This is a genomic window from Pantoea graminicola (assembly GCF_048452665.1).
In the GTDB taxonomy this organism is placed as follows: domain Bacteria; phylum Pseudomonadota; class Gammaproteobacteria; order Enterobacterales; family Enterobacteriaceae; genus Pantoea.
Genome location: NZ_JBLWSJ010000023.1, coordinates 1 through 1,370, shown reverse-complemented (window position 1 = coordinate 1,370; position 1,370 = coordinate 1). Strand labels below are relative to the sequence as shown.

The window sequence follows — 1,370 nt, the reverse complement described above, 5'->3', positions numbered from 1 at the left end:
TGCCTGGCAGTTCCCTACTCTCGCATGGGGAGGCCCCACACTACCATCGGCGCTACGGCGTTTCACTTCTGAGTTCGGCATGGGGTCAGGTGGGACCACCGCGCTAAAGCCGCCAGGCAGATTCTGTCTTCCGCGCCGCCACAGGGGCCGCGCAGATTATCCGGTTCAGGCTGAAAATCGTCTCTCAAAAACGCCTCTGGCGTTGTAAGGTTAAGCCTCACGGGTCATTAGTACCGGTTAGCTCAACGCATCGCTGCGCTTACACACCCGGCCTATCAACGTCGTCGTCTTCAACGTCCCTTCAGGACCCTCAAGGGGTCAGGGAGAACTCATCTCGGGGCAAGTTTCGTGCTTAGATGCTTTCAGCACTTATCTTTTCCGCACTTAGCTACCGGGCAGTGCCATTGGCATGACAACCCGAACACCAGTGGTGCGTTCACTCCGGTCCTCTCGTACTAGGAGCAACCCCCCTCAATTCTCCAGCGCCCACGGCAGATAGGGACCGAACTGTCTCACGACGTTCTAAACCCAGCTCGCGTACCACTTTAAACGGCGAACAGCCGTACCCTTGGGACCTACTTCAGCCCCAGGATGTGATGAGCCGACATCGAGGTGCCAAACACCGCCGTCGATATGAACTCTTGGGCGGTATCAGCCTGTTATCCCCGGAGTACCTTTTATCCGTTGAGCGATGGCCCTTCCATTCAGAACCACCGGATCACTATGACCTGCTTTCGCACCTGCTCGAGCCGTCACTCTCGCAGTCAAGCCAGCTTATGCCATTGCACTAACCTCACGATGTCCGACCGTGATTAGCTGACCTTCGTGCTCCTCCGTTACTCTTTAGGAGGAGACCGCCCCAGTCAAACTACCCACCAGACACTGTCCGCACCCCGGATCACGGGGCCACGTTAGAACATCAAACATTAAAGGGTGGTATTTCAAGGATGGCTCCACGCAGACTGGCGTCCGCGCTTCAAAGCCTCCCACCTATCCTACACATCAAGGCTCAATGTTCAGTGTCAAGCTGTAGTAAAGGTTCACGGGGTCTTTCCGTCTTGCCGCGGGTACACTGCATCTTCACAGCGAGTTCAATTTCACTGAGTCTCGGGTGGAGACAGCCTGGCCATCATTACGCCATTCGTGCAGGTCGGAACTTACCCGACAAGGAATTTCGCTACCTTAGGACCGTTATAGTTACGGCCGCCGTTTACCGGGGCTTCGATCAAGAGCTTCTCCTTGCGGATAACCCCATCAATTAACCTTCCGGCACCGGGCAGGCGTCACACCGTATACGTCCACTTTCGTGTTTGCACAGTGCTGTGTTTTTAATAAACAGTTGCAGCCAGCTGGTATCTTCGACTGGCTTC

The 1,370-nt window shown here is 55.4% G+C and carries 2 rRNA genes; both read right to left on the bottom strand.

The annotated features are described in order from the left end of the window. Position 1 precedes the first annotated feature (1 nt). Positions 2 to 117: ribosomal RNA gene (gene rrf, locus ACNY69_RS21625) — 5S ribosomal RNA — on the bottom strand. Between the two features lie 89 nt (positions 118 to 206). Continuing rightward, a 23S ribosomal RNA gene (locus ACNY69_RS21620) occupies positions 207 to 1,370 on the bottom strand; the annotation flags it as partial.